The organism is Limnohabitans sp. 63ED37-2, assembly GCF_001412535.1.
Classification (GTDB): Bacteria; Pseudomonadota; Gammaproteobacteria; order Burkholderiales; family Burkholderiaceae_C; genus Limnohabitans_A.
Genome location: NZ_CP011774.1, coordinates 961,705 through 985,597 on the forward strand (window position 1 = coordinate 961,705; position 23,893 = coordinate 985,597).

The 23,893-nt window shown below is 60.5% G+C and carries 23 protein-coding genes; 10 read left to right on the forward strand and 13 right to left on the reverse strand.

Annotated features, from left to right (window positions below):
- Window positions 1–7 precede the first annotated feature (7 nt).
- A complete protein-coding gene (locus tag L63ED372_RS04610; protein WP_231624560.1) occupies window positions 8–1,288 on the forward strand; it encodes an alanine racemase in 1,281 nt (426 codons plus the stop codon).
- Window positions 1,289–1,355: 67 nt separating this feature from the next.
- Here the strand turns inward: L63ED372_RS04610 and denD are convergent, their stop codons facing one another.
- Together denD and L63ED372_RS04620 are read right to left on the reverse strand one after the other, a co-directional pair.
- Complete coding sequence (gene denD / locus L63ED372_RS04615; RefSeq protein WP_062403869.1) at window positions 1,356–2,360, reverse strand: D-erythronate dehydrogenase; 1,005 nt, start codon at window positions 2,358–2,360, stop codon at window positions 1,356–1,358.
- Window positions 2,361–2,376: 16 nt separating this feature from the next.
- Window positions 2,377–4,125, reverse strand: coding sequence for an IlvD/Edd family dehydratase (locus L63ED372_RS04620; protein ID WP_062403871.1), 1,749 nt, complete (start codon window positions 4,123–4,125; stop codon window positions 2,377–2,379).
- A 195-nt stretch (window positions 4,126–4,320) separates the two neighbouring features.
- Here L63ED372_RS04620 and L63ED372_RS04625 point away from each other — a divergent pair, with 195 nt between their 5' ends.
- The 5 genes from L63ED372_RS04625 (at window position 4,321) to L63ED372_RS04645 (ending at window position 9,311) form a co-directional block, all read left to right on the forward strand.
- Complete coding sequence (locus L63ED372_RS04625) at window positions 4,321–5,100, forward strand: FadR/GntR family transcriptional regulator (protein ID WP_062407633.1); 780 nt, start codon at window positions 4,321–4,323, stop codon at window positions 5,098–5,100.
- 14 nt (window positions 5,101–5,114) lie between these two features.
- A complete protein-coding gene (locus L63ED372_RS04630; RefSeq protein WP_062403873.1) occupies window positions 5,115–5,693 on the forward strand; it encodes a TRAP transporter small permease in 579 nt (192 codons plus the stop codon).
- Complete coding sequence (locus tag L63ED372_RS04635; protein ID WP_062403875.1) at window positions 5,690–6,988, forward strand: TRAP transporter large permease subunit; 1,299 nt, start codon at window positions 5,690–5,692, stop codon at window positions 6,986–6,988. Before L63ED372_RS04630 ends, L63ED372_RS04635 begins: the two co-directional genes overlap by 4 nt.
- Before the next feature lie 37 nt (window positions 6,989–7,025).
- Window positions 7,026–8,033 (forward strand): TRAP transporter substrate-binding protein, encoded by a 1,008-nt coding sequence (locus L63ED372_RS04640; RefSeq protein ID WP_062403877.1) that lies wholly within the window; start codon window positions 7,026–7,028, stop codon window positions 8,031–8,033.
- Window positions 8,034–8,120: 87 nt separating this feature from the next.
- Window positions 8,121–9,311, forward strand: a complete 1,191-nt coding sequence (locus tag L63ED372_RS04645) for a mandelate racemase/muconate lactonizing enzyme family protein (protein WP_062407635.1) — start codon at window positions 8,121–8,123, stop codon at window positions 9,309–9,311.
- 47 nt (window positions 9,312–9,358) lie between these two features.
- On the opposite strand, the gene L63ED372_RS04650 is transcribed toward L63ED372_RS04645, so the two are convergent.
- The 9 genes from L63ED372_RS04650 to L63ED372_RS04690 are packed head-to-tail and all read right to left on the reverse strand — an operon-like array spanning window position 9,359 to window position 16,763.
- Window positions 9,359–10,108, reverse strand: coding sequence for an SDR family oxidoreductase (locus tag L63ED372_RS04650; RefSeq protein ID WP_062403879.1), 750 nt, complete (start codon window positions 10,106–10,108; stop codon window positions 9,359–9,361).
- 39 nt (window positions 10,109–10,147) lie between these two features.
- Entirely contained in the window at window positions 10,148–11,188 is a 1,041-nt protein-coding gene (locus L63ED372_RS04655) for an L-idonate 5-dehydrogenase (RefSeq protein ID WP_062403881.1), read from the reverse strand.
- Window positions 11,189–11,208: 20 nt separating this feature from the next.
- The gene (locus tag L63ED372_RS04660) at window positions 11,209–11,991 is read right to left on the reverse strand and encodes an SDR family oxidoreductase (RefSeq protein WP_062403883.1); all 783 of its coding nucleotides are present in this window, start codon (window positions 11,989–11,991) and stop codon (window positions 11,209–11,211) included.
- A complete protein-coding gene (locus tag L63ED372_RS04665; RefSeq protein ID WP_062403885.1) occupies window positions 11,973–13,256 on the reverse strand; it encodes a TRAP transporter large permease in 1,284 nt (427 codons plus the stop codon). Before L63ED372_RS04665 ends, L63ED372_RS04660 begins: the two co-directional genes overlap by 19 nt.
- Complete coding sequence (locus L63ED372_RS04670; RefSeq protein ID WP_062403887.1) at window positions 13,253–13,792, reverse strand: TRAP transporter small permease; 540 nt, start codon at window positions 13,790–13,792, stop codon at window positions 13,253–13,255. Before L63ED372_RS04670 ends, L63ED372_RS04665 begins: the two co-directional genes overlap by 4 nt.
- Before the next feature lie 54 nt (window positions 13,793–13,846).
- Window positions 13,847–14,821, reverse strand: coding sequence for a TRAP transporter substrate-binding protein (locus L63ED372_RS04675; protein WP_062403889.1), 975 nt, complete (start codon window positions 14,819–14,821; stop codon window positions 13,847–13,849).
- Between the two features lie 38 nt (window positions 14,822–14,859).
- Window positions 14,860–15,198 carry a hypothetical protein gene (locus L63ED372_RS04680; RefSeq protein WP_062403891.1) on the reverse strand — a complete coding sequence of 113 codons (339 nt, stop codon included), beginning with the start codon at window positions 15,196–15,198 and terminating at the stop codon, window positions 14,860–14,862.
- 19 nt (window positions 15,199–15,217) lie between these two features.
- Window positions 15,218–15,742, reverse strand: coding sequence for a gluconokinase (locus L63ED372_RS04685; protein WP_062403893.1), 525 nt, complete (start codon window positions 15,740–15,742; stop codon window positions 15,218–15,220).
- Window positions 15,743–15,758: 16 nt separating this feature from the next.
- Window positions 15,759–16,763 carry a 2-hydroxyacid dehydrogenase gene (locus L63ED372_RS04690; RefSeq protein WP_062407637.1) on the reverse strand — a complete coding sequence of 335 codons (1,005 nt, stop codon included), beginning with the start codon at window positions 16,761–16,763 and terminating at the stop codon, window positions 15,759–15,761.
- A gap of 139 nt (window positions 16,764–16,902) precedes the next feature.
- Here L63ED372_RS04690 and L63ED372_RS04695 point away from each other — a divergent pair, with 139 nt between their 5' ends.
- Complete coding sequence (locus L63ED372_RS04695; protein ID WP_062403895.1) at window positions 16,903–17,943, forward strand: LacI family DNA-binding transcriptional regulator; 1,041 nt, start codon at window positions 16,903–16,905, stop codon at window positions 17,941–17,943.
- Window positions 17,944–17,950: 7 nt separating this feature from the next.
- Here L63ED372_RS04695 and L63ED372_RS04700 read toward each other — a convergent pair whose 3' ends face one another.
- A complete protein-coding gene (locus tag L63ED372_RS04700; RefSeq protein WP_062403897.1) occupies window positions 17,951–18,949 on the reverse strand; it encodes a 2-hydroxyacid dehydrogenase in 999 nt (332 codons plus the stop codon).
- Window positions 18,950–19,060: 111 nt separating this feature from the next.
- Here L63ED372_RS04700 and L63ED372_RS04705 point away from each other — a divergent pair, with 111 nt between their 5' ends.
- Window positions 19,061–19,444, forward strand: coding sequence for a hypothetical protein (locus L63ED372_RS04705; protein WP_062403899.1), 384 nt, complete (start codon window positions 19,061–19,063; stop codon window positions 19,442–19,444).
- Between the two features lie 70 nt (window positions 19,445–19,514).
- On the opposite strand, the gene L63ED372_RS04710 is transcribed toward L63ED372_RS04705, so the two are convergent.
- Window positions 19,515–21,359 carry a DEAD/DEAH box helicase gene (locus tag L63ED372_RS04710; protein ID WP_062403900.1) on the reverse strand — a complete coding sequence of 615 codons (1,845 nt, stop codon included), beginning with the start codon at window positions 21,357–21,359 and terminating at the stop codon, window positions 19,515–19,517.
- A gap of 335 nt (window positions 21,360–21,694) precedes the next feature.
- Here L63ED372_RS04710 and L63ED372_RS04715 point away from each other — a divergent pair, with 335 nt between their 5' ends.
- Entirely contained in the window at window positions 21,695–22,702 is a 1,008-nt protein-coding gene (locus L63ED372_RS04715; protein WP_062407639.1) for a Bug family tripartite tricarboxylate transporter substrate binding protein, read from the forward strand.
- A gap of 95 nt (window positions 22,703–22,797) precedes the next feature.
- A complete protein-coding gene (locus tag L63ED372_RS04720; protein ID WP_231624561.1) occupies window positions 22,798–23,883 on the forward strand; it encodes a 3'-5' exonuclease in 1,086 nt (361 codons plus the stop codon).
- The last annotated feature ends 10 nt before the right edge of the window (window positions 23,884–23,893 follow it).

Below are 23,893 nucleotides of genomic sequence, written 5' to 3' on the forward strand. Positions count from 1 at the left end.
AAGCGACATGGAACACGATTTTGTACTGAACTCGGCTTGCAAGGGCTTTCCCTTGGCAGCCGAGCCTTGCGCGGTGTCTCAGCTGGGCGCACGCGGCTGGCGCTTGCTCGATGACGCGTTGGCTTACCCGGTGGCCGTGCTGCGCCGCCCGGCGCTGGCACACAACCTGGCCTGGATGCAGGCCTTTGTGCAGCGCAAAGGGGTGGCGTTGGCCCCGCACGGCAAGACCACCATGTCGCCCGAGTTGTTTCGCATGCAACTGCAAGCCGGGGCTTGGGGCCTGACCTTTGCCAACGTGCACCAGTTGCGTGTGGGCCTGGCCGCAGGTGCACAACGCGCCATCATCGCCAACCAGTTGGTGTCGGACGCCGACCTGGATGGCTTGGACTTGTTGTTGAACCAGTACCCACAAGCGCGTGTTTGGTTTTTGGTCGATTCGCTGGCGCAGTTGCGGACCTTGGCCGACTGGGGCGCACGGCGCGGTCAGCCGCGTTGTTGGGATGTGCTGTTGGAGTTGGGCATCGCGGGCTACCGCACGGGCTGTCGCACCCACGAACAGGCCCTGGCTTTGGCTCAGGCCATGGCCGAGTCGGGCGTGGTTCGCCTGGGTGGGGTGGAGTGCTACGAGGGTGGGCTGGGCCAATGCGACAGTGCCCACGACATCGAGGCCGTGAGTGCGCTGGTGCGCAGCGTGCAGGCGCTTGTGCAACAAATTGATGAACAGCACCTGTGGGGCGGTGATGAGGTTTTGTTGTCGGCAGGCGGCTCGGCGGTGTTCGATTTGGTGATCCCCATGCTCAAGACGCAGGTCAAAAGCCGCCCGGTGCAAGGCGTCTTGCGCTCGGGCTGTTATGTCACGCACGACCATTGGAACTACGCCCGGTACCTCAAGCTTGTGGAAGCGCGTGAGGGCTTGAGCGCGTCGCTGCAACCCGCGCTGGAAGTCTGGGCCAAGGTGCAGTCGGTGCCCGAGCCGGGGCTGGCCATTTTGAATGCGGGACGGCGCGATCTGTCGTTTGACCAGTGCATGCCCATGCCGGTGCGATGGGCGGCACGCGGGCACAGCGGAGCAGGCGCCATGCAGGCCATGCCCGAGTCTTGGAAAGTTAAAGCGCTCAGCGACCAGCACGCCCACATGGTGTTTGATGCCCAAGGCGTCTGGCCACAGGTAGGCGACCGCGTGGCCCTGGGCATTTCTCACCCTTGCACCACTTTCGACAAATGGCGCTGGATGGCGATCATCGAAGACGATGGGCGCATCAGTGGGGCGATCAGCACGCATTTTTGAATGTTGAACCCGTGAGCCACAAAAAAAGGCCGCCACGCCTGACGAACGTGGCGGCCTTTTAGAAAGCTCACTTCAAACCGTTCAAGGCCTCGGCCGGGTAGCCGGGGCGGGTTTTGCAGTCTTCGATGTACTGCGCAATGATCGCTTCGTAGCTGGCATCGGCCCGCAAACCCAAAGCGTGCGCCCGCTCGAAGGTGCAGCCCTTGGCCCAGTTGTCCACGATGGCCGCGATGCGTTCGTCCTTTTCAAAGGTCACGCGGGCACGCACAGCCGGACCCGCGACTTTTTCAAGGGCCGCCAGCATGTCGCTGACCTTCACATTCAGGCCCGGCAGGTTCAGCGCCATGCGGCCACCAAAGGCTTCACGGCTGGCCTCGAACACGGTGATCAAACCATGCACGGTGTTGCCGGGCGAAGAGATGGGGTGTGACACATGGGCGTCCACCGGGCAGGTGGTGGCGGTGCCCGCCAAAGGCTCGCGGATGATGCCGCTGAAGAACGAAGACGCTGCGCCATTGGGTTTGCCTGGGCGCACAGCCACCGTCATCAGGCGGGCAGCGCGGCCGTCGATGTAGCCCTTGCGGGTGTAGTCGGCCACCATGTACTCGATCATCAGCTTGTGCGTGCCATACGACGTTTGCGGCGTGGGCAAAGTGGTGTCGGCCACCAGCGCAGGCATGGGGTTGGCCGCATCAGGGCCAAACACCGCCACCGAACTGGCAAACACCAGACGGGAAGCCTTGCCCGAAGCCCGGATGCTGTCCAGCAGCAAGCGCGAGCTGTCCACGTTGGAGCGCAAGCCCAGATCAAAGTCGAGTTCGCACTCGCCCGACACGGCAGACGCGAGGTGGAACACGCCGTCGAAGCCGCTCTTGAACAAATCACCTTGTTCAAGCATGGGGCCTGCATGGCCTTTGACGCGTGGGTCGGCCAGCAGGTCGGCGGGGGCGGGGAACAAGTCAGCAATCACCAATTCGGTGACGGTCTGGCCGCTGAGTTGGCCCTTTTTCAAAATCTCGCGGGCCAGTCGGGCACCCAAAAATCCGGCACCGCCGGTGATCAAAATACGCATGGTTTTTCCTTGGGAATCAGTGGTTGTCTTTGGGCACGGCCGCGCCGCGCTGGCCGACCAGAAAGTCCATGTCCGCGCCTTCGTCGGCTTGCAGCACATGGTCGATGTAAAGTTTCCAGTAGCCAGAGTTCATGGCAGGTGCGGGCTTTTCCCAGAGATTCAAGCGGCGTGCCAGTTCCTCGTCGCTGATCATCAACTGCAGTTTGCGCTCGGGCACATTGAGCGAGATCATGTCACCGTTTTGCACCACGGCCAGCGGTCCACCGGCAGCCGCTTCAGGGCTGGTGTGCAGCACCACGGTGCCGTAAGCGGTGCCGCTCATGCGGGCGTCCGAGATGCGCACCATGTCGGTGATGCCTTTGCGCAGCACCTTGGGTGGCAGCGGCATGTTGCCCACTTCGGCCATGCCGGGGTAGCCCTTGGGGCCGCAGTTTTTCAAGACCAGAATGCAGCTCTCGTCTACATCTAGGCTCTCGTCGTCGATGCGTTTGTGGAAATCGTCGCTGTCTTCAAACACCACGGCACGGCCTGTGTGCACCATCAGTGCGGGGGTGGCGGCGCTGGGCTTGATGACCGCGCCGCGAGGCGCCAGGTTGCCACGCAAAATGGCGATGCCGGCTTTCTCTTTGAAAGGCGCATCGTATTTTTTAATCACGCGTGGGTCGTAGTTGACTGCCGCTTCGTTGTTCTCGCGCACGGTCTTGCCGCTCACGGTGATGATGTTGTTGTGCAAGAGGCTTTCGATCTCTTTCATGACGACCGGCAAGCCGCCTGCGTAGCAAAAGTCTTCCATCAGGTGCTCGCCAGACGGCTGCATGTTCAAGATGCATGACATCTCGCTGCCCAGACGCTCAAAGTCGTCCAGGGTGAGTTTCAGGCCCAATCGACCGGCAATCGCGATCAAGTGGATGACGGCGTTGGTTGAGCCGCCAATGGCAGCCAGGGTGCGGATGGCGTTTTCAAAAGCTTCGCGGGTGAGCACTTTGCTGATGGTTTGGTCGGTGTGCACCATCTCGACGATGCGGCGGCCCGAGTCACGCGCCAACACATTGCGTCGGCCATCCACGGCAGGGAAGGTGGCATTGCCTGGCAAACCAATGCCCAAGGCTTCGACCATACAGGCCATGGTGCTGGCGGTGCCCATGGTCATGCAGTGGCCATGGCTGCGGTGCATGCAGCTTTCGGCGTCGAAGAAATCGGCCAGCTTGAGGGTGCCAGCACGCACTTGTTCGCTCATGCTCCACACGCCGGTGCCCGAGCCCAACTCTTGGCCGCGCCATTTGCCGTTCAGCATGGGGCCACCGCTGATACCAATGGTGGGCAGACCGACGCTGGAGGCGCCCATCAACAAGGATGGCGTGGTTTTGTCGCAGCCCATGAGCAGGACCACGCCGTCGATCGGGTTGCCGCGAATGCTCTCTTCCACGTCCATGCTGGCCAGGTTGCGGTAGAGCATGGCGGTGGGGCGCAGCAGGGTTTCGCCCAGTGACATCACGGGGAATTCGAGCGGGAAGCCGCCCGCCTCGTACACACCGATCTTGACCTGCTCGGCCAGGGTGCGAAAGTGCGAGTTGCAGGGCGTGAGTTCGCTGAAGGTGTTGCAGATGCCAATGACCGGACGGCCATCGAATTGGTCGTGTGGCACGCCTTTGCCCTTAACCCAGCTGCGGTAGGCAAAGCCATCGCGGTCTTGACGCCCAAACCATTGTTGGCTGCGCAGGTCTTCGGGTTTTTTGCGGGGTGGGCTGCCGTTGTTGTCGCTCATGGTGCGTATCCAGGTTGGGAGTGAATCGTGAATCTTAAAAATCCTATCGTATGACGATAGAAAAACAATCAGGCTTTGTAAAGCCAGCGACATACGGGCAAACCCTAGACGCCAATAAGACCGTGCATAGGGTTTACCAGAGTCCGTCTCCAGCCTTCAATCATCATATGATAGGTGTTCGATCGCCGCACCGACATGAGCAACAATTTCCACAAAAATTCTCTTGATTTATTGGGTCATGCCATTTTGTCTGGTCGATATGCCGTGGGCGCGAGTTTGCCGCCCGAGCCGATTTTGTGTGAAGAGCTGGGCGTGAGCCGCACCGTGGTGCGTGAAGCCATCAAATCGCTGGTGGCCAAGGGCTTGTTGTCCACCGGCCCCAAGGTGGGCACCCGTGTGATGCCCGATGCGCACTGGAACTGGTTTGATCCCGATGTGGTCGCCTGGCAGGCCCGCTGCGGCCTGACGCCCGAATTTTTGAAAGATCTGCAAGAGCTGCGCCGTGTGGTGGAGCCCGCTGCGGTGCGCTTGGCTGCCGAGCGGGCCACACCCGAAGACATCGCACACATCGAAGCCGCTTATGCCGGCATGAAGCAGGCGGTGGAAGAGGGGGGCGATTACGTCACCCACGATCTGCGTTTTCACGAGGGTTTGCTGCAGGCCTCGCACAACCGCATGTTGGTGCAAATGAGCAAGGCTCTGAATGCCTTGCTGCGCACCAGTTTTGAGATTTCCACCCGCATCCAGGATGGCACCAAGACTTCCTTGCCTTTGCACCGTGCGGTGCTCAACGCTGTGATCGCCCGCAATCCGGCCAAGGCCGAGCGGGCCGTGATGGTTTTGATCGAGGGGGCGCGGCAGGACATTGAGTTGGTGCTGGCTTCACGCCGCAAATTGCCAGTGGTGTCGGGCGCGGCCACCCCGATCAAATTGAAATCCCGGCCCAAACATCGAGTCATCAAGGAAGCGGCCTGAGCTGTTAGACACCCATGAAAATCATCAACGCTTTTTTCAAACTGCTGGAGTTTCTGGTGGTGGCCTGTTTGGTGGCCATGGTCATCATGGTTTTTGGCAACGTGGTGTTGCGCTACGGTTTCAATTCGGGCATCTCCATCTCGGACGAGATGTCGCGTTACTGCTTCATTTGGTTGACCTACCTTGGGGCCATGGTGGCCATGCGCGAAAAAGGTCACTTGGGGGTGGACACGCTGGTGCGCCGCCTGTCACTGGGCGGCAAGAAGTTGTGCTTTTTCTTGAGTGAAGTTTTGATGCTGGGCTGCAATGTGCTGTTCTTTTGGGGCACTTGGAAAATGCACGATCTGCAAGTCACCAACATCTCGGTGGTGGTGGGCATTTCCATGATCTGGATTTACGGCATCGGCTATGTCACGGCCAGTGTCATGGCGGTGATGAATTTGAACCAATTGCGCTTGCTGCTGACCGGGAAGCTGAAAGAGGAGGATTTGGTGATGGTGGTGGAGTCTGAAGATACGGTGGTGCTGGATGAGTTGACACCCAATGCGGCGTCCTCCAAGCCAAGCCATTCCGAAGTGCGAGGCCGCGCATGACCATCGCTGTTTTTGTCTTCAGCTTGCTTGGGGCCATGGCCTTGGGCATGCCCATTGCCTATGCTTTGCTGGTGTGTGGCCTGAGCCTGATGGCCTACATGGCCAGCAACGGCATGATCAACGCCTTTGACAGTCAGATTCTGGCGCAGCGTTTTGTCGATGGCGCTGACAACTTCCCTTTGCTCGCAGTGCCGTTTTTCTTGTTGGCAGGAGAGTTCATGAACGCGGGGGGCTTGAGCCGCCGCATTGTGAACCTGGCCATGGCCTGGGTCGGGCATTTTAGGGGGGGGCTGGGCTATGTGGCGGTGATGGCGGCGGTCATCATGGCTTCGTTGTCGGGTTCGGCCGTGGCCGACACGGCGGCCTTGGCAGCCTTGTTGATCCCGATGATGAAGCAGGCCGGTTACAACGTGGGACGTTCGGCCGGTTTGATCGCCTCGGGCGGCATCATCGCGCCGGTCATTCCGCCATCCATCGGTTTCATCATCTTCGGTGTGGCCGCCAACGTGTCCATCACCAAGCTGTTTTTGGCAGGCATTGTGCCGGGCATTTTGATGGGGGTGGCCATTGGCTTGACCTGGTGGTGGTTGGCCAAACGTGAGAACGTGCAACCCGCACCGCGCATGAAACTCGCTGACAAGCTCAAAGCCACACGTGAAGGTGTCTTGGCACTGGGCTTGCCGGTTTTCATCATCGGCGGTATGAAGTTCGGTGTCTTCACCCCGACCGAGGCGGCCGTCGTAGCGGCGGTTTACAGCTTCGTGGTGGGTGCTTTTGTGTACCGTGAACTGCAGTGGTCCAAACTCTACGGCCTGATCTTGACGGCCGGCAAGACCACAGCCGTGATCATGTTCTTGGTGGCTGCGGCCATGGTCAGTGCCTGGCTCATCACAGTGGCCAACATCCCGGCCGAAGTGGCCCGCATGATGGAGCCATTGATGTTCAACAAGACCTTGCTCATGGTTGTGCTCATGCTCCTGGTGGTGGTGGTGGGTACCGCGCTGGACTTCACACCCACCGTGCTGATCCTCACACCCGTGCTGATGCCCTTGGTCATCAAGGCAGGCATTGACCCGGTTTATTTCGGTGTCTTGTTCATCATGAACAACGCCATTGGTTTGATCACGCCCCCTGTAGGTACCGTGCTGAACGTGGTGTGTGGCGTGGCCAAGATCAACATGGACACGGCCTTCAAAGGTGTTTTGCCTTTCCTGTGGGCGCAACTGGGTGTGCTGGCCTTGTTGATCGCCTTCCCCTCCATCGTCCTGGTGCCGATGAAGTGGATGTTGAGTTGATTTCTTAACCCTGTGTGTTTTTTTAAAGGAGACAGTCATGTTGAAACGCAGAAATTTGGTGACCCTGATCGCGGGCACATTCTTGGTGGCTTCGAGCGCCATGGCGCAGTTTGCCGACCGCAACATCAAGTTCACCAACGGTGTGAACGAAGACCACCCGGTGGGCGTGGGTGTCAAGAAAATGCAAGAAGTGCTGGCGGCCAAGACCGGCGGCAAGATGAAAATCACCGCCTTCTGGGGCGGTGCAGCGGGCGGCGACTTGCCAGCCACCCAAGCCTTGCGTGCAGGCACCCAAGAGATGGTCTGCACCTCCAGCTCGCCGCTGGTGGGCATCATCAAAGAGCTGGGTGTGTTTGACCTGCCCTTCTTGTTTGCCAACGAAAAAGAAGCGGACGCCGTGCTGGACGGCGCTGCTGGTAAGTACTTCAATGCCAAGCTCGAAGCAGCTGGCCTGGTGAACCTGGCCTATTGGGAAAACGGTTTCCGCAACCTCACCAACAGCAAGCGCCCAGTCACCAAGCTGGAAGACTTTGATGGTGTGAAAGTTCGCGTGATGCAGAACAACATTTTCCTGGACACTTTCAAGACGCTGGGCACCAATGCGGTGCCTATGGCCTTTGGCGAGGTGTTCACCGCCCTGGAAACCAAGACGATCGACGGTCAGGAGAACCCCTTTGTGACCATTGAAACCTCCAAGTTCAATGAAGTGCAAAAGTTTCTGAGCGTGACACGCCACGCCTACACGCCTTTTCTGGTGCTCTACAGCAAGAAGCTGTGGGACCAGCTCAACCCGCAAGAGCAAGCCGTGCTGCGTGAAGCAGCCATGGAAGGCCAGAAAGTCCAACGTGCGGCCAACCGCGCTTTGAACGAGCGTTCTCTGGCCAGCCTGAAGACCAAGGGCATGCAGGTCAATGAGCTGAGTGCTGCTGAGCAAAACCGCATCCGCGCCCGGGTGGCTTCGGTGTACGACAAGCACAAGGACTCGATCGGAGCGGACGCCATCAAGGTGGTGCAAGACGAGCTGAAAAAAGCACGCGGCGGTTGATCCCTCGCGCTCAGCCCTTTTGCTGAAACCCCAAGCTCCACAGTCGACCGCTGTGGAGCTTTTTTAACGACTGAAATGGGTGCTGCCATGAAAATCACGCAACTCGAAACCATCCGCTTGGGGGAATTTCCCAACATCATCTGGGTACGGCTGCACACCGACGAGGGCCTGGTGGGCCTGGGCGAGACCTTCATGGGTGCGCGGGCGGTCGAAGCCTATCTGCACGAATGGGTAGCGCCCAAACTGATCGGCGAGGACCCATTGGCCATCGAATCCCGACAACGCGAGATTACGGGTTACTTGGGTTGGCGTGGGTCCGGTGTGGAAACGCGTGGCAATTCGGCAGTCGATATTGCACTGTGGGATATTTTTGGCAAAGCCGCTGGCATGCCGGTCTACACTGCATTGGGTGGCAAGAGCCGCGACGAGATCCGGGTCTACAACACCTGTGCGGGCTACCAATACATCCGCAGCAACGTGAACCAGACCAGCAGCAACTGGGGCCTGGGCAACAACGCCGGGCCTTATGAAGACCTGCAAGGCTTTTTGCACCGAGCTGACGAGGTGGCCGAGTCGCTGCTGTCTGAAGGCATCACCGGCATGAAGATCTGGCCTTTTGATGTGGCCGCAGAAAAGTCGCACGGTCAATACATCAGCCCTCAAGACCTGAACACGGCGCTGGAGCCTTTCCGCAAGATCCGCCAGGCGGTGGGCGACAAGATGGACATCATGGTCGAGTTCCACAGCCTGTGGCGTTTGCCCATGGCACAAAAAATCTCGCGTGCGCTGCAAGAGTTTGACACCTTCTGGCACGAAGACGCGATCCGCATGGACAGCCTCGATTTGCTAAAGCAGTACGCGGGGGACTGCAAGGCGCTGATTTGCGCGAGCGAAACGCTGAGCTACAAATGGGGCTTCAAAGACTATTTGCAAACGGGTGTGGCAGGCGTCGCCATGCTCGATTTGAGTTGGTGCGGAGGCCTCACCGAAGCCCGCAAAATCGCCGCCATGGCCGACGCTTGGCAGCTGCCCGTGGCCCCACACGACTGCACGGGTCCGGTGGTGTGGGCTGCGTCCACCCACTTGTCGCTGCACGCGCCCAATGCCTTGATTCAAGAGAGCGTGCGGGCCTTTTACAGCGGCTGGTACAAAGAATTGGTGACCGAGTTGCCGCAAGTGAAGAACGGCATGATCAGCCTGAACGACAAACCTGGCCTGGGCTTGGAGTTGCTGCCCGACTTGCACAAGCGGCCCGATGCGGTGGTGCGCTTGAGTTGATGAAAAAAGGGGGCCATCAAGGCCCCCTTTTCCACAGGTCTTGAGGATCAGCCGCGCCCCACAAACGGCATGTTGGTGGCCATCACGGTGGTGAACAAAATATTCGCTGACAACGGCAGGCGGGCCATGGTCATGAAAGTCTCGACCACGGCTGACATGTCCATGCGCGGCTCGGCCTTGATGCTCAGGTCGGCTTGGTGCACACCTTGTGCCATCTTGAGCGTCATGTCGGAAGCAACGTTGCCGATGTCGATCTGTCCCACGGCAATGCTGTAAGGGCGACCATCCAAAGATGCGGCGCGGGTCAGGCCCGAGATGGCGTGTTTGGTGGCGGTGTAGGCAATCGAGCCGGGGCGCGGCACATGCGCCGAGATCGAGCCGTTGTTGATGATGCGCCCGCCTTGAGGGCTTTGCTCTTGCATCAGCTTGAAAGCATATGACAAGGTGTAGAACGCGCCGTTCAGGTTGATGTCCACCGCACGTCGCCATTCGTCACCCGACAGGTCACCGGGCAAGGTGTAGGGCAGGGAAATGCCCGCATTGTTGAAGACCAAATCAAGGCGGCCAAAGCGCGAGCGAATTTGATCAAACAGCGCTTTGACTTCGGGCTCTTTGGACAGGTCGGTCGGGATGGCATGGGCGTTGCCAGCATTGGCATCTGCTTCGGCCACGGCAGAGGCCAGCGCGTCGGCGCGTCGGCCGACCAGAACGACTTGCCAGCCTTCTTGGAGCAATGCCAGGGCGCAGGCTTTGCCAATGCCAGAGCTGGCACCGGTGACGAGGGCGATTTTCGACATGGTGTGAACTTTCTAAAGAGGCCTTGAAACCCCTGATTTTCAGGCGTTTTGGAAAGAAATCTGTACCTTGAGTGACTGGCTCTTGTCGGCTGCCAGGTCAAAGGCTTCGATGGCGCGATTCAGCGGCAAGACGCTGGTGATGACCGGTTTGCCGTTGACCAGCCCTTCGTTCAAAAAGCGCACCGCGGTGGCAAATTCGGCATGAAAGCGGAAGGTGCCACGCAGGTCCACCTCTTTGGCCACCACTTGCGTCATGGGCAGGCTGATGTCGCCGCCCATGCCCACGGTGATCAGCACGCCGCGGGGCACGATGGTGTCGAGGCCCACGCGCAAAGCGGCTTCGCTGCCCGAGGCCTCAAACACCACGTCAAACTGGCCTTTGTCCACCTTGTAGGCCTCCAGCGCTTGGGGTTCGGTCTTGAGGTTGATGGTCTCGTCTGCGCCCATCTCTTTGGCACACTTCAGGGGCAAATCAGCAATGTCGGCGGCGACGATGCGGGCCGCACCTGCACGGCGCAAAGCACCAATCAAGAGCGAGCCAATGGGGCCGCAGCCGGTGACCAGCACCTGCTTGCCCAGCACGCTGCCCGCACGTTGGATGGCGTGCAGGCCCACAGACAAAGGCTCGGCCAAAGCGGCCTCGGACAGGCTCAGGTGGTCGGCAATCGGGTGGGCTTGGTAGCCTTCGATGATGAGTTGCTCGCTGAAGCCCCCCTGGATGTGCGGGAAAGGCATGGCGCTGCCGTAAAAGCGCATGTTCAAGCAGTGGTTGTGCTGACCCGCTTGGCAAAAGCGGCAGTGGCCGCAGGGGCGAGAAGGGGAGATGGCGATGCGCTGGCCCTTAGGCACGCCGTTCACACCCGAGCCCACACCATCGACCACGCCCGATATTTCGTGGCCCAAAGCGATGGGCTGCTTGATGCGAACGGTGCCAAAGCCGCCATGTTGGTAGTAGTGCAGGTCCGAGCCGCAAATGCCGCCATAGGCCACATTCACACGCAGTTGGTTCTCGCCCAAGGCGGGCAGCTCGGTGTTTTCGATGCGCAAGTCTTTGGCCGAATGGCAGACAACGGATTTCATGGAGTGTCCTTGCAAAAGCTTCAAAGGGTGGCGGTCACGCCGCCGTCAACATAAAGGATATGGCCATTGACGAAACGCGAGGCGTCCGAGGCCAGAAAGACAGCCGCGCCGCCCAGGTCTTGCACATCGCCCCAGCGGCGGCTGGGCGTGCGGCCGACCAGCCAACTGCTGAAGGCCGGATCGTCGACCAACTTTTGGTTGAGTTCGGTCTTGAAGTAACCCGGGCCAATGCCGTTGACGTTGATGCCGAATTGGCCCCAGTCAATCGCCATGCCTTTGGTCAGCATTTTCACCGCACCTTTGGTCGCTGTGTAGGGCGCAATGCCGGGGCGACCCAGCTCGCTTTGCACCGAGCAGATGTTGATGATCTTGCCGCGTCCCCGCGGGATCATTTTTTTGGCCACCGCTTGGCCCACGAAGTACACGCTGTCCAGGTTGGTCCTCATGATGGTGTGCCAATCGGCGTCCTGGTACTCGTGCAGCGGGCCACGAATTTGCATGCCTGCGTTGTTGACCAGGATGTCGATCGGCCCTTCGGCCTCAATGTGGTCGATGGCAGCACGCACGCTGCCCGCATCGGTCACATCGAACACCGAGGTGCTGACGGACAGGCCTTGTGCTTTTAGGGTTTGCGCAGCGGCGTCCACTTTGCTGGCCGTGCGGCCGTTCAATACAACGTGGGCCCCGGCTTGCGCCAGCGCCTCGGCCAGCGCCAAACCAATGCCTGCCGAAGAGCCGGTGATCAGGGCGCGGCGGCCCGATAAGTCGAAGGAATTCAGAACATTCATCGCATGAGTAACCATTTAAGTGGAACCATCACCAGGCTCGGGAAGGCGATCAGCGAACCCATCACCACCACCTGGGATATCAGGAAAGGCATGACACCCCGTATGACATCGTGCATGGGAATGCGGCCCACGCCGCAGACCACGTTGAGCACCGTGCCTACGGGCGGAGTCAACAAACCGATGGCGTTGTTCATGATGAACAAGACACCAAAATAGACCGGATCAATGCCCGCTTCGCGCACCAAGGGCATGAGCACGGGCGTGAGGATCAGCACTGTGGGTGCGAAGTCGAGCGCGGTGCCCACAATCATGACCAGCAGCATCAGCATGACCATGAGCAGGGTTTTGTTGTCGATGAAGGGCCGCAAAATTTCGACAATCTGCGCCGGAATGTTGGCCACGGTGATCAGCCAGGCCGACACCAGCGCGGCCGCTACCAAAAACATGACGACCGAAGAAGTTTTTGCGGCTGCCAAAATGATGCGGTACAGATCCTTGACCTTGATTTCGCGGTAGATGAACAGGCCCACAAACAAGGAGTAGACCACCGCTACCACCGCCGCCTCGGTGGGTGTGAAGACGCCCATCTTCATGCCGCCGATGATGGTGATGGCCAGCAGGTAAGACCAAAACGCATTGATGGTCACCGAGATGCGTTCTTTGAACGGCACTTTCTCGGCCACCTCCACCTTGTCCTTGCGGGCCACGATCCACCACGTCACGATCAGGGCAAAACCCATCATGAGCCCTGGAAAGATGCCGGCCATGAAGAGTTTGGAGATCGACACGCCGCCGATCACGCCAAACAAGATGAACCCAATCGAGGGTGGAATCACGGGCGCGATGATGCCGCCCGCAGCAATCAGGCCCGCCGAGCGGTCCATGCGGTAACCGGCTTTGCGCATCATGGGCAGCAAGACGGCGGCCAGCGCGGCCGTGTCGGCTACGGCCGAGCCCGACAGGCTGGCCATGACGATGGCCGCAAACACCGCCACATAACCCAGGCCGCCACGAAAGTGACCCACCCAAACCATGGCCGAGTTGACGATGCGCCGGCTCATACCGCCCGCGTTCATCAGCTCACCGGCCAACATGAAAAAGGGCACGGCCATGAGCGGAAAGTTGTCGGCACCGTTGATCAGGTTTTGCGACACGATTTGGGTGTCGAAGTTGTCCAAGTGCAGCATCAGGGCCACACCCGAGACAATCAGGGAGAAGGCCAGCGGCATGCCCAGCGCCATGGCAGCGAGCAGAGACACGATAAAAACAAGCACGGTCATTTGGCGGCCTCTTGGGTGTGGGCGGTCACGACCTCTTCGGAGTCTTGCACCTGGATCAAATCGGATTCATTGAAGTTGCCTTTGGCCAGCTGCACCAGCTTGCCCATGATCATCAGGCCCATGGCTACGCTGGTGATGTAGCCCACGCCATACACCCAGCTCATGGGGATTTCGGTCACGGCCGAGCGTGTGCTGGCGTTGATGCCGTGTTGTTTCAGCGTGCCGTAGAACATCAGTGCGCAGCAACCGAGCATCAGCACATTGGACAGGGCAAACGCCATTTTTTTCCCACGAAGACTGAGCTTGCGCACGATGGAGTCCAGCCCCAGGTGGCCGTTTTCACGCATGGTGACAATGGCCCCCAAAAAGGTGATCCAGATGAACAAAAACCGCGACAACTCTTCCGAGCTGATGATGCCGTCGTTGAAGCCGTAACGCAGTACCACATTGCCAAACACCATGATGACCATGGCCGACAACATGATGACCAGCGTGAATTCCGCCAGCTTGAAGAAAAGGTCGTTGATTTTTTTCATACAGGGATCAAAAAAAGCCCCCTCCAAAGAGGGGGCGTGTTGTCACTCAAACCATCACTTGGTGTCTTCGATGGCCTTGAGCAGCGCGGGGCCGTTTTTCTCGCCAAAAGTCTTGGCAATTTCAGCCGACACGATCTTCTGGAAGGGGGCCATGTCCACGTTCTCGATCACTTGCATGCCGGACTTTTTCAGCTCGGAAATCACCTTGCCCGCGTTGGACGCGTTCAAGCTGCGTTGGAAGGTGGCCGCTTCGCGTGCCGAGTCGACGATCACTTTTTGGTAGTTGGCAGGCAAGCTGTCGAACTTGGCTTTGTTCATGGCCACGACCAGAGGCGAGTAAACGTGGTTGCTCACCGTCAGGTGTTTTTGCACCTCGTAGAACTTGGACGACCAGGTCACGTTGATCGGGTGCTCTTGCGCGTCAAAGGTGCCCGTTTCCAGAGCGGTGTACAGCTCGGCAATCGGCATGGGCGAGGGGTTCATGCCCAGCAGTCTGAACGCCTGGATGTGGTACGGGTTGGGTGTGGAGCGGATCTTCAGACCCTTCAAGTCGTCGGGCTTGTTGACGGGGCGCTTGTTGTTGGTGAAGGCGCGCCAGCCGTTTTCCCAGTAAGCCAGGCCCTTCAAGCCGTGCGGGGACAATTCGTTGAGCACGCCTGTGCCCACCGCACCATCGAGCACGTTGTAGGCGTGTTGTGCGCTGCGGAACACAAAGGGCAATTCCATGGCGGCTGTGTTGGGCACGATGCCGTTGAAGTTGGAGGCGCCGCTCGACACGATGTCGATCGTGCCGCCGCGTGTGCCGTTGATCATGGCCGCGTCATTGCCCAGCTGGTTGGCCGGGAAAACGGTGATTTCCACATCGCCGTTGGTGCGTTGCTTGACCAACTCGGCCAGCTTCATGGCGGCGGCGTGCTGGCCGTCGGTGGCGTTGACGGCATGGCCCATTTTCAAGTTGAACTTGGCGGCGTAAGCGCTGGAGCCGACGGCGGCCACGAGGCAGGCGAGAAGGATGCGGGAAAGTTTCATGGTGTTGTCTCCTGGTTAAAAAAGGACTGTCGAAAAAATCAATCGGTGGGCAGCGCGTATTCGTCTGCACTGAACACGGTGTGGAACACGGTGCCATCGAACATGGCAATCATGTCTTTGGACACTTCTTTGCTTTTCATGCGCACCTCGGACGCCAGAGCGATTTCGATCGCCTCGCGGCTCGGGTAACGCACGGACAGCACCATGCCAAAGTGGGGATCGGCCACATCGCTTTCGACTTGGCGCAAGACGCGCACTTCTTGGGCGCCCGGAAAACGGGTCCACAAGGGGACGAGGTTGTCGCGGATGTAGCGGTTGAACGCGTCTTCCATGCCGGGTTTGACGTTGCCTTGGAAGAATGCACAGCGGATGAACATGAGGGGGCTTTCTTAAAAATCAGAGGGCAGGGTGCAGGCGGTTGTGCAAGGCATTGAGCGCTTGCGCGACCATGTCCTGAACGGGCTCGGTGATGGGCAGACGGATCACATCGCTTTCATCGGCCTGGGGTTTTTCGAGGGTGCGGAACTGGCTGTCGAGCAGGCCTGGCTGCATGTAATGGCCCACGCGCTGGCGCATGCGTTGTTCGATCAAATCGAAGTCGCCATCCAAAAACACAAAACACACATCGCCGGCTTGTTCGCGGATGCGATCGCGGTAAACGCGCTTGAGCGCCGAGCAAGCCACCACGCGCCCTGGTTCTTGGGCTTGCGCCAGGTAGTGTCCAATGCGGTCGAGCCAAGGCCAGCGATCGGCGTCTTGCAGGGCAATGCCCGAGCGCATCTTGGCCACGCTCTCGGGCAGGTGCAGGTCATCGCCATCCACCATGTCGAGTCCCAGGCGTTCGCCCAAGGCGCTGGCCATGGTCGATTTGCCGCAACCGGACACCCCCATAACGATCAGGCGCAAGGGCATGGTGTTCATTTGCACGGGCTATGGCTCATTTCAGAGCGGCTTGGCACTCAGGCACGGGGGTGAGCAGCGGCTGCCCAGAAATACCGGCCTTCATATTGGCAAAAGCCAGATCGGCCATGGCTTGGCGCGTTTCGGTGGTGGCGCTGGCCATGTGCGGCGTCAACACCACGTTGCGCAGGCTCCACAGCGCCTCGGGCACATGGGGCTCGTTGGCAAACACATCGAGGCCTGCGCCTGCGATGGTGCCGTTTTGCAAGGCGGTGATCAGGGCCTCTTCATCGACCACACTGCCACGCGCCACATTGATCAAAAAGCCGCGCGGGCCCAGGGCCTTGAGCACCTCGGCGTTGATCAGGTGTTTGGTGCCTGCGCCGCCGGGCGTGATGGCCACCAAAAAGTCCACGTTGGCGGCCAGTTCGGCAGCCGAGGGGTAAAAGGTGTATCCGGAATCGGCTTTGGCCGTGCGTGCGGTGTAGGCGATCGACATGCCAAAGGCATTGGCCCGCTTGGCGATGGCCTTGCCAATGCGGCCCAGGCCCACGATGCCCAGGCGGGCGCCCGACACTTTGCGGCCCAAGGCCATGGGGCCACTGGGCCACTGGCCTGCACGCACAAATTGGTCCGCTTGCGGAATGGCGCGGCCCACCGACAACACCAAGCCCATGGCCAGATCTGCCACATCGTCGGTCAGCACATCGGGGGTGTGGGTCACGGGAATGCCGTGCTCAATGGCGGCGGTCACATCCACACCGTCATAGCCCACACCAAACACCGCCACCACTTTGGCGTTGGGCAGCTGCGCGAGCAGGCTGCGCGGCACGCTGGCCTCGCCCGTTCCTGCGACACCCACGATGCGGGGGGCCAGGGCGGCAAAGGCGGTGGGGTCGGTCACATGCGTGCGGTCATGCACCGTGTACAGCGACTCCAGGGCCTTTTGGTAGAAGGGGTGCAGTTTGGCCACGGCCAGCACATCGGGTTTGGACAATTCACTACTCCTGCTCGCTTTTGGACAGCGCTGTCCAAGAGGCATAAAAAAAATGTCACCCAGGTCAATAGCCTTTTCATCGGCTGGCTCGGGAAAATCCGCATCTGGCAAGATTTGTCTTCAAAACGTGCGGGATAGCGCTATCCTATCGACCTAGTGGCCCAGAACTTCTACGGATAAACCCTTGCCCAGCCCCCTTGCTCAGCCCCGAAAACACCGCGCTTCCGGCCGCGTGACCCTGACCGATGTGGCCCGCGCCGCGGGCGTGAGCCCCAGCACCGTCTCCCGGGCGCTGCGCGGAGAACGCGCGGTGGACCCGGCCTTGATCGAGCGCGTTACAGCTGTGTCGGACATGCTCGGATACGTGCCCGACCCGGCGGCCAGGGCCTTGGCCTCGCAGCGCAGTGACCACGTGGGCATCTTGATCCCGCTGCTGTCCAATGCCCTGTTCGTGGACCTGCTTGACGCTGCGCAGACCCGTTTTCGCGCGGCGGGCTACCAGACCCTCATGGGCGTGACGCACTACAACCCCAGCGAAGAAGAGCAACTGCTGCGCGAGCAATTGCTGCACCGCCCGGCGGGCTTGCTGGTGACCGGGCTGGACCACAACCCGGCCACTCGCCAGCTGATGGCCCGCAGCCAGGTGCCCTGCGTGCACCTGATGGATTTGCCGGCCAGCGACGGAGAAGCCGTGTATTGCGTGGGCTTTCGGCAAACCGATGCAGGCGTTGCCATGACGCGCCACCTGCTCGCCAAGGGCCGCCGCCGCATCGCCTTTGCCGCGGCGCAACTCGATCCGCGCGTGATGCAGCGTCTGTATGGCTGGCGTCACGCTTTGCAAGAGGCGGGTGTATTCGACCCTACCCTCGAATTCCTCAACCCCGCGCCTTCATCGCTGGCTTTGGGTGGCTTGATGTTCGAGCAAATCATGCAGCAGCGCCCGGCCGTGGATGCCATCTTTTTTTGTAACGACGACTTGGCCCAAGGGGCTTTGATGGCGGCGCTGCGCATGGGTGTGTCGGTGCCAGATCAGGTCGCGATTGCCGGCTTCAACGACCTGACGGGCAGTGACCAAATGCTGCCCCCGCTGACCACCGTTCGCACGCCGCGAGCACGCATTGGCGAGGCGGCGGCCGACATGCTGCTCAGTCTGATGCGTGGTGAGGAACCCGAGCAGCCCCAACTGGATCTGGGCTTTGAGATCGTGCAACGCCAAAGCAGCTGAGGCGCTTTTAACCCGTGCTGCCTGGCCCATGCAGCACATGGATCAAGGGCTCGCCCCGGCTCAAGCGGCCGATGTTCTCGGCCAGGGTCTCCTGGCGGCGGCGCACCGTGCCGGTTGTCCAGCCCGACATGTGCGGTGTCATCAGCACGTTGTCCAAGCCCGCAAAATCGAACTTTGACGGTGCGCATTCGCTGTCTGTAGGGGTGGGGTACTGGTACCAGGTGTCGATGACGGCGCCCCCAATTTGACGTGATTTCAGGGTCTCGTAAAGCGCGGACTCATCGATCACCGCACCCCGTCCCACGTTGAGCAGCACCGCATCGGGCCGCATGGCGGCCAGGGCTGCCGCGTTCACCAGTCCCTTGGTGTTGTCGGTCAGCGGCAGGCTGACCACCACCGCGTCGGCACTGGCCATGAAGGTGTGCAAGTTGTCCAGGGTCCAGCTGTGGTCCACCAAGGGGTGTTGAATGGGGCTGCGGTTGGCCACATGCACCCGCATGCCAAAGGCCTTGGCGCGGTGGGCGATGGCCTGCGCGATGTGCCCAAAGCCGAGCAGGCCCAGGGTTTGCGCCCCCATTTCGGTGCGCAGTGCTGCTTGGCGACCGGCCCAAAACGTCCACTGGCCTTGGCGCAAGTCCTTGTCAGCGCGGACCAGTGGTACGTGGCGCGTCAGCAAAGCGGCCATCACGTACTCGGCAATCGCGTTCTCGTGCCCAAAGCAATTGGCCAGTGTGCAGTGCGCGGGCAGCAGCGCGGTCGAGATGGCGTCGGTGCCCGCCGCCGGGGCATGGAAAAGCCGCGCCTTCCGGGGTTGGGGCATGGCGCTGTGCAGCTGAATGCCGATCACCACGTCCGCGTTTTCATACAGCGACTGCTCGCCCGGTTGGTCTAGCCCATCACTCACATCGCTGATGCGGTGCTGCGGCGAGATCAGTGCTTCAAAGCCCTGGCGAAAATTGGCCGCATTCTGGCCATGGAAAACGATGTTCAAAGGGGCGGTGTTCATGGCGTTGGGTGGGGATGAAAAACTTGGCTTTCAGTCTATGGCACAGACCTTGGGTCAAGCTGTTGGCTCGGCGACAATCGGACCTTGTTGTTTTGAGAAAAGGCCCCGGCCATGCAAGCCCTGAAAAAAGTCATTCTGTTCACCGACACCGACGGCCGAGCCCGTTTTCGCGATGAAGAAGTGCCCCTGACCGAGGGCACACCACAAAGCCGTTTGTCGGCCCTGATGGCGGCCAGCGCCTGCCAGTTACGCCAAAGCCCGGTGGGCTTTCGCAGCACATTCCACTGCACGGGCAACCCGCAATGGCTGTTTGTGCTGGGTGGGCAAATGGAGATCTTTTTGCAAGACGGCAGCTCGCGCACCTTTGGTCCCGGTGAGTTCTTTTACTCAGCCGACACCTTGCCCGAAGGGGCCACATTCGATGCCACAGTGCACGGCCACTGGAGCCGCCAAGTCGGCCCCGACCCCTTGGTGACCTTGTTCGTGCGCGACTGATTTTTGTCACGCCTTGGGGCAAAAAAAGAGCCCGCTTGAAGCGGGCTCTGTTCATGGGGCAGGGCGCTGATCAGCGACCGAAGCCGCCACGGCCACCGCCGCCGTTACCGCCACGGTTGCCACCGCCGAAGCCACCACCGCCATGACGGCGGCCACTGCTGGCCAAGCTGTCGATGCTGGTGCGGGTCGGGTCAGGCTGGCCACTGGTGCGCACGGGCTTGCGGTTGGGCAAGTCCAGGCGTGCAAACTGCGTGGTTTTGAGCGGATCAATGTGGCGTGGCAATTCGTCGCCATCATCACGGCGACGGTCTTGACCGCCACCTTGACCACCCTGGCCGCCACGGGCAGGGCCACGGCCTTCAGGACGTGGGCCGCGGGGTGCTGGACGACCTTGGCCGTCGGCTCGGTTGTCGAAGCGCGGATCGCCGCGCTGGCCTTGTCCACGACCGCCTTCGCGGTTGCCGTCACGGCCACCTTCGCGGCGACCATCGACCTGGCCTTCAAAACGCGGTGCGCCTTGAGGACCGTTGCGGCGGGATGGAGGCGGTGCGTTGCGCGAAGGACGGGGCTGGCCCTGACCTTCTGCGCGGGGTTGGCGTTGACCGCCACCGCCGCCACCACCCACGGCGACCTTGTTGTCGCGGATGCGTTGCATCATGTCTTGGCGTGCGGCTTTGGCAGCTGCTGCCATCACATCGCGGCTAGGGGGCTTGCCTGCGCCGCCCCACAAAGTTTGGCGGCCCATGGCGATGGGCTCGGCCACTTCGCCTGGCTCGGGGCCAAAGCCTTCGAGCAACTGCACTGGAATCTCTTGCTTGGTGAAGCGCTCGATGTCCATCATGAAGCCTTCTTCGTCCAAGCAGACGAGGCTCACGGCCTCACCGCTGGCGCCCGCGCGGCCAGTGCGGCCAATGCGGTGCACATAGTCTTCCGACACGTTCGGGATTTCAAAGTTCACGACGTGTGGCAAGTCTTCGATGTCGATGCCGCGCGCTGCAATGTCGGTGGCCACCAAAGCGCGGATCTCGCCGCTCTTGAAACCAGCCAGCGCTTGTGTGCGGGCGGTCTGGCTCTTGTTGCCGTGCAGGGCCATGGCTTTGACGCCATTTTTGGTCAGGAAGTCGGCCACATTGTTCGCGCCGAATTTGGTGCGGGTGAACACCAAAACCTGGCTCCAGTCGTGCTTCTGGATGATGTGCAACAACACGTCTTTTTTCTTGCTGCGGCCCACAGGGTGGATCACTTGTGTGATGCGCTGCACGGTGGTGTTGCTGGGCGTGACTTGGATGCTTTGCGGATTCTTGAGCAAGTTGCCCGCCAACTCGCGGATCTCGTCGCTGAAGGTGGCCGAGAACAGCAGGCTTTGCTTGTCTTTGGGCACCAAGGCGAGCACTTTTTTCACATCGTGAATAAAGCCCATGTCCAGCATGCGGTCGGCTTCGTCGAGCACCAGCATCTCAACGGTAGACAGGTCCAGGAAACCCTGACCCTGCAGGTCAAGCAAACGACCCGGTGTGGCCACCAAAATGTCCACGCCTTTTTTGACCTTATTGATTTGTGGGTTCATGCCCACACCACCAAAGATCACGGTGGAGTCGAGCTGAAGGTATTTGCCGTAATCACGCACCGACTCTTCGACCTGGGCGGCCAATTCGCGGGTGGGCGTGAGCACCAAGGCGCGGATGGCTTTGCCGCCAAAGCGGTTTTTGCCGGGTTCGGTCAGGCTCAGCTTGTGCAGCATGGGCAGTGTGAAAGCGGCAGTTTTGCCGGTGCCGGTTTGCGCACCTGCGAGCAAGTCTTGTCCGGCCAAGACGGCGGGAATGGCTTGAGCCTGGATGGGCGTGGGGGTTTCGTAGCCGAGCTCGCGCACAGCTTGCATGATGGCCGGGGCCAGGTTCAATTCTTCAAAGTTCATTTTCGGAGCGCCATGTCCGGCGCTGGGTGTCGACTCAATCAACTGCTGTTGGCAGTGACCAGTGTGGGTCGACAGGTCTTAGGGTGGGCATGGAAACCGCAGGCGCTTGTTTTGAGCGTTGCCTGGGTCAGGCCCCAGCAGAAGTGCTGATGCTGGGGCAACTGGAGGCCTCAGCGAGGTGCATTGTCGCACAAAGCGAATCTGGCGCTTTTTATGTGGCTCTGGTTTGGCCGTTGTCGCTTGTGCGTCATGGGTTCAAACCCCAATTCAAAGCTGACCGCAGCGGCCCTAGACTGAATAGGCAAAGCCGCACACAAACCCCAGGGAGACAGCCGATGACACAGCCATCCAAAACACCACGCCGCCATTTTTTGCGGGCCTCCACAGCCCTTGCCGCCAGCTTGAGCGGCATGGTTTTTGTGGGCCAGGCCCAAGCCCAAGCCGCACCCTGGCCAGCCAAGCCCATCAAGATCGTGGTGGCTTTTCCGCCCGGTGGCCTGACGGATGCTTATGCCCGCAATTACGGAGACTACCTCAGCACCCGATTGGGCGTGCCGGTTGTGATTGAGAACAAACCCGGCGCGGGGGCCATCATTGGCATTGACGCGGTGGCCAAATCACCACCGGACGGTTACACCTTTGTCATGAGCACCTCGGGCACTTTTTGGCAAAACAGGGTGCTCTACGCCAAGCTGCCTTACAACCTGGACAAAGACCTGACGCCCGTGACCGTGTTCCCATCCGGGCCGCTGGTGGTGGGCATCAACGACAAGATCCCCGCCAAGAACATGGCCGAGTTCGTGGCATGGGCCAAAAAGAACCCGACCTCCATGGGCACTTATGCACCAGGGTCTTATCCGCACATGCTGGCTGACCAGACCAACCGCCAGCAGAGCACCAAAATCCAGTCGGTGCACTACCGAGGCGAAGCGCCCATGTGGCTCGATGTGGCCTCGGGCCAGTTGCAAATCGCGGTGGGCAGTTACCAAGCTTTCAATGCCGTGGCCACCCGGGGCGTGCGTGCCATTGGCGTGACCGGCAGCTACCGCTCGCCCAAACTGCCCGATGTACCCACGCTCACCGAGCAAGGCAACACCGAAAAACTGGTCACGCTCGAGGGTGGCCTGCCGCTGGTGGCGCCAGCCGGCACGCCTGAAGCCATTCTCAAACGCATGGCGGACGAAGCCGTGGCTTGGTCCAACACCGAACGCGCCGCCAAACTGCGCGAGACCTTCGCCATTCCCAACAAACCTAAAAATCTGGCCGGCACCCGCAAAGACTGGGAAGCCGAAGTGCCCGTCTGGATAAAGTTGGCGGTGGATTTGGGCATCAAGCTTGACTGATCGTCTTTGGGCAGGCTCTGTTGCGTCTCTTTGGCCTCCAACAGGAGCCGTCCTCAGACGCGGTTTAATCTCGGCTTATGAACAAAATTGACCAGATGAGTTTTTTCGGCTTTGAGGCCGAATCTGCCGAAAAACCTGCCCAGCCCGCTAAGGCTTCAAAGTCTGTCAGCCCTCCGGCCTCGGTGGTGACACCTGCCGAAGCCCTTGCGGTGGCGCCCGACTCCCTTGTTGCCGTGGCTCTCCCAGCGGCGCCCGTAGCTGCACCCTTGGTGGCGCAGGCCAGCGACCCCGAAGCCATGGCCCAGGCCTTGGCGCAGCACCCCGACTTTCGTGTTTTGCGGCGTCTGGTGCCGCGCACCGACTATGGGCCGGTGAACGGGCAAGCCACCCAGCGCGTGATCGTGCTGGACACCGAAACCACCGGGCTGGATAGCAAGAGCGAAAAAGTCATTGAGCTGGCCATGTTGTCGGTGCTGGTGGACAGCGCGACCGGCTTGCCTGTGGGCCCGGTCACGGTTTACGAGTCGTTCGAAGACCCAGGCCGGCCGATTCCGCCCCAGATCACCGAGATCACCGGCATTGACGACAGCATGGTGCAGGGCCAACGCATCGACGACGCGGCCGTGAACGCCTTGGTGCAAGCGGCCGATTTGGTTGTGGCGCACAACGCTGGGTTTGACCGGCCCTTTGTCGAGGCGCGTTTCCCGGTGTTTGCCGCCAAAGCCTGGGGCTGTTCTTTTCAGGGGATTGACTGGAAAAAAGAGGGCAGCGGCTCGGCCAAGCTGGAGTTTTTGGCGTCAGAGCGCGGCTGGTTCTACGACGCGCACCGGGCGCAAGTGGATTGCCATGCTTTGCTGCAGGTGTTGTCCTCGCCCTTGGCCGATGGCCAAACGGGCCTGTCCCGCTTGTTGGCCGGGGCAGGGCAGAGCCGCTACAAGCTGCGGGCCACGGGGGCGCCGTTCGAGTCCAAAGACAAGCTCAAAGCCCGGGGCTACCGTTGGGACGGCGAAGGCCGGGTCTGGTGGTGCAGCTTGGCCTCGGACGCTTTGCTGGACGCCGAGTGCGACTGGTTGCGTGCAGAAGTCTATGGCCAGCGCAGTGCCCGGGTGCAACTGGAGGCGATGGACAGCCGGGTGCAGTTTTCCAGCCGTTCGGGACCGGTGAGCGAGCGTTCGGTTTGATTTTTGCCGG